Source organism: uncultured Sneathiella sp. (genome assembly GCF_963976355.1).
In the GTDB taxonomy this organism is placed as follows: Bacteria; Pseudomonadota; Alphaproteobacteria; order Sneathiellales; family Sneathiellaceae; genus Sneathiella.
On record NZ_CAXBKA010000024.1, the window covers coordinates 1 to 3,607 of the forward strand.

General features: G+C 54.4%; 8 protein-coding genes. All 8 read left to right on the forward strand.

From position 1 onward, the window contains the following. Positions 1–661, forward strand: a 661-nt coding sequence (locus tag AAC599_RS19985; RefSeq protein WP_340152136.1) for a hypothetical protein, incomplete at its 5' end; no start/stop codon positions are given. A 14-nt stretch (positions 662–675) separates the two neighbouring features. Further along, positions 676–1,164 carry a DUF411 domain-containing protein gene (locus AAC599_RS19990; RefSeq protein WP_196871077.1) on the forward strand — a complete coding sequence of 163 codons (489 nt, stop codon included), beginning with the start codon at positions 676–678 and terminating at the stop codon, positions 1,162–1,164. A 13-nt stretch (positions 1,165–1,177) separates the two neighbouring features. Further along, a complete protein-coding gene (locus tag AAC599_RS19995) occupies positions 1,178–1,315 on the forward strand; it encodes a hypothetical protein (protein WP_156518939.1) in 138 nt (45 codons plus the stop codon). Further along, positions 1,312–1,797, forward strand: a complete 486-nt coding sequence (locus tag AAC599_RS20000; protein WP_062956578.1) for a cytochrome c — start codon at positions 1,312–1,314, stop codon at positions 1,795–1,797. The genes AAC599_RS19995 and AAC599_RS20000 overlap by 4 nt, the downstream gene beginning before the upstream one ends. Beyond that, a complete protein-coding gene (locus tag AAC599_RS20005; protein ID WP_062956577.1) occupies positions 1,794–2,399 on the forward strand; it encodes a DsbE family thiol:disulfide interchange protein in 606 nt (201 codons plus the stop codon). The genes AAC599_RS20000 and AAC599_RS20005 overlap by 4 nt, the downstream gene beginning before the upstream one ends. Next, positions 2,396–2,998 (forward strand): TlpA disulfide reductase family protein, encoded by a 603-nt coding sequence (locus tag AAC599_RS20010; protein WP_062956576.1) that lies wholly within the window; start codon positions 2,396–2,398, stop codon positions 2,996–2,998. The genes AAC599_RS20005 and AAC599_RS20010 overlap by 4 nt, the downstream gene beginning before the upstream one ends. Before the next feature lie 13 nt (positions 2,999–3,011). Then, entirely contained in the window at positions 3,012–3,428 is a 417-nt protein-coding gene (locus tag AAC599_RS20015; protein WP_197482551.1) for a hypothetical protein, read from the forward strand. Beyond that, the coding region (locus AAC599_RS20020) for a hypothetical protein (RefSeq protein WP_340152137.1) at positions 3,421–3,607 on the forward strand (187 nt) is incomplete at its 3' end. The genes AAC599_RS20015 and AAC599_RS20020, both read left to right, overlap by 8 nt.

The window sequence follows — 3,607 nt, forward strand, 5'->3', positions numbered from 1 at the left end:
TGGCGGTCTGGATGCCGGCGGCGTCGTTCTGTCTGTTGATGGCGGAAAAAGTTGGGACGTGCGCGGGCAAGGACTGCCAGAAGCTGCCGTCACTGCCATCACAACGGCGGTGACAAACCCAGATACCATATATGCCGCCATTCGCGGTGACGGCTTATGGCAGAGCGATGATGCTGGTCAGTCATGGGTGTTTGTCATGGACCGGCCATGGTTAGCGAATGCCGAGCGAGATCTGACAGCACTGTCTTCAGTCGATCTGGCAACCGGAATGGGTGGGATCTGGCTATATGCCGGAACCGATACCGGTGTAACGCGTGTGCCGGATTGTTTCTGCCGTTGGCAGGATGTTCAGCCGGGCGATGCCATGGATGCTCTTGCGTCCGGAAAGCAGGCAACTCCCAAAGTACCCTTACCTGAGGGTGAACCTGTGAGTGCGCTGGTCAGTGCGGTATCGCGACCGGCCACACTTTATGCCGGATTGCCATCCGGAATTTGGCAATCGCAGGATGCGGGTGTCACCTGGTTAAAGCGTTCAGAAGTTATCGCAACAGCACTCGCGGTTCATCCGCTACGCGCTGATGATCTCGTAATTGTGAATAACGACGGGGTTTTACAAAGCCCAGACGGTGGCAGGACGTGGACCGCCATTGCGAACATATGATGATGGAGAAACAGATGAGAAAATTAGTGATTGTGACAGGTGTTGCGATTCTGGCTGTTGCCGGAAGTGCTGCATTTACAATGTTTGCTCCGGGAAAAGGAGAGGCGCAAACGAACGTGACAGTAGCTGGTGAGAGAAGCAAATCGATCACAATCTATCGGGATCCGAACTGCGGATGCTGTGATGCCTATGGCGAATATCTTGAGACCAATGGATATCAGGTTACCCGTGTCGATGATCGCGATTTCGACAAGCGATCCGTTGCCGCCGGTGTCCCGGAGCAAGGGCTGGGCTGCCATTTGGCCGAGATTGACGGATATGTCGTAAGCGGGCTGGTTCCCGCCGAGATCATTGAACGGATGCTTGATGAACGCCCGGATATAACGGGTATCACGCTGCCCGGCATGCCACCAAATGCGCCGGGCATGGCACGTGAAAAAACCGGGACGCTGAAAACCTATGCGTTCGGAGAGGACGGCATTGCCGTTTACGCCAATGAATGAGTGTTTTGGACAGATGATGGATGGTTCGATGATGGGTGGCCCGATGATGATGCTGATGATGGCAGGAGGCGGTCTTGTGTTTCTTCTGATCCTTGCGATCCTGATCATGAGTGTTCTCGCGTTGTTTAAATATCTGCGGGGCAGGAAATGATCGCTGTATCGCCTGGATCATTGGTCACCGGATTAATGGCTGGCGTCGGCATGGCTTTGTTGTCCGGGGTAGCGGATGCTGGATCAACGCCCGAGAATCTGACTTTTCTGGAAAAGCCGATCACTCCGGAACAGATTGCACTGGGCAACGATGTCTATGCTGAATTCTGCGCATCGTGCCATGGTGCAAATCTTGAGGGGCAGAAAAACTGGAAGCGCCGCCTTGATACCGGGCGGATGCCTGCGCCGCCGCACGATGCCAGTGGTCATACATGGCGCCATAGCGACCTGGAACTTTATGCGATGACCAAGTTCGGGATTGGCGCTGTCGTGCCGGGATATGAGAGCGATATGCCTGCATTCGAGGATGTTCTGAGTGATGAGGAGATCATCGCTGTACTTGGCTATATCAAGAGTGTCTGGTCGGACGAGGAACGCGCATTCCAGCACAATCTGAATCCTAAAGACGGGAGGGCGAAATGAGTGCAGTCCCCAAAGAACATCGCCCGCAAAAGCACTTCAACCGGCTGATCTATTTTCTGCCGCTTGGCATCGCCTTGATATTGGGTGTGGCCCTGGCGAAGGGATTGACTCTTGATCCCAACACACTCCCCTCGGCCCTGTTGGGCAGACAGGTCCCCGAATTTGACCTTCCGCCGGTAAAAGGCCGGATGCAAGGTTTGTCGAGTACGGATCTCAAAGGTGAAGTGTCGCTGGTCAATGTTTTTGCCTCCTGGTGTGTCGCGTGCCGTGAAGAACACCCCGTGTTCATGAAACTGGCCCGCGACGGCACCGTTCCACTGCATGGTCTGAACTATAAGGATCAGCCTGACGACGCTGCAGAATGGCTCGATAGCCTTGGCGATCCCTATACGAGAACAGGTGCGGACATTAACGGGCGTGTGGCAATTGACTGGGGCGTCTATGGCGTCCCTGAGACCTTCGTTGTCGATGCAAAAGGGAACATTGCTTACAAGCATGTCGGGCCGGTAACGGAAAAAGTGTTGGCCGAGACCATTCTGCCAAGGGTCGAAAAATTGCGTAATGAGGCCTCAGGTGCCGGAACTGCGGAGGCACCTCGATGAAGAGCCTCTTGGTGCATATGAACCTGAAAGTGGGGTTTGCCGCTGGCATCATACTGGTGGTTGTTACCACATTGACCATAGTTTCGTTACGCAACGAGAAGAATGTCACCGATCAGGCAGCGGACAATGTAAGGCAGAGACAACAGCGCTCGTTTGTCATGCATGACGTTCCCCGGCCTCTTCCCGAATTCGGGTTCGAAAACGCCGAAGGTCAACCCATGACACTGAGTGATTTCGAGGGAACGGTCGTCTTGCTGAATGTCTGGGCTACCTGGTGTGTTCCTTGCCGCGAGGAAATGCCGACCCTGGATGCCCTGCAGGCCGAACTCGGCAGTTCGGAGTTCAAAGTCGTTGCCTTGTCGATCGACCGGGCCGGAGCGGATGTCGTGCAGGATTTCTATAGCGAAATCGGCATCCGGAATCTGGACCTCTTCATCGATCCAACCATGAAAACCACGACGGCTCTGGGCATCCCCGGTTTACCGACGACGCTTCTGATTGACAGGAACGGCCGCGAGCTTGGTCGACTTGTCGGACCGACCGAATGGGCGACAGCAGAGATGATAGATTTTCTTAAATCCCACATCTACACCGATTGAGGAAGGAACTCCTATGACCGAGATACAACAAGCCAAATCCGGTAATACCTCGCTTGGGCATGACGTGGTTCATGCCGTTCGATATTACCTGAAGGGACGTCGCGGTGTATTTGTGCTGGCTGGAACTGCCCTTGTCGCTGGGCTTGCATTTAACTGGAGCTGGATGGTTGCGGTCGGCATTGCACCTTTGCTCCTTTCTGTTCTGCCTTGCGTAGCCATGTGTGCGCTGGGTTTATGCATGAACAAAAAGGCCTGTTCGTCGAAAAAGAGCGCCAGCGATATCGCCCCTTCATCCGATGAAACCCCGAAAAACAGTCTTCCCGGCAACGAGGCCGGAAGGTCCCCGGCTGCATCAGGCGCAAATATAGCGTCTGTAACACCCCAGTCGGGACATGAGTCCACAACCGAAAGGAATGTTAGAGATGCGTAAATCAATCAAACTCACCGCGTTTGCCACAATGATGGTCGCGGGACTGGCGACAACAGCCCTATATGCCCAGGAAGCCCAAACTCCGGACAAGCAATCCCCGATGATGGAGCATGATGGCAATTCAGGCATGGGGGATATGCAGGGCATGATGGGTATGATGAAGATGATGAGCCAGATGG

Excerpts from the sequence above, each read along its gene's own strand:
- AAC599_RS19990 (WP_196871077.1), top strand. The coding sequence starts at position 676 with ATGAGAAAATTAGTGATTGTGACAGGTGTTGCGATTCTGGCTGTTGCC.
- AAC599_RS19995 (WP_156518939.1), top strand. The coding sequence starts at position 1,178 with ATGATGGATGGTTCGATGATGGGTGGCCCGATGATGATGCTGATGATG.
- AAC599_RS20000 (WP_062956578.1), top strand. The coding sequence starts at position 1,312 with ATGATCGCTGTATCGCCTGGATCATTGGTCACCGGATTAATGGCTGGC.
- AAC599_RS20005 (WP_062956577.1), top strand. The coding sequence starts at position 1,794 with ATGAGTGCAGTCCCCAAAGAACATCGCCCGCAAAAGCACTTCAACCGG.
- AAC599_RS20010 (WP_062956576.1), top strand. The coding sequence starts at position 2,396 with ATGAAGAGCCTCTTGGTGCATATGAACCTGAAAGTGGGGTTTGCCGCT.
- AAC599_RS20015 (WP_197482551.1), top strand. The coding sequence starts at position 3,012 with ATGACCGAGATACAACAAGCCAAATCCGGTAATACCTCGCTTGGGCAT.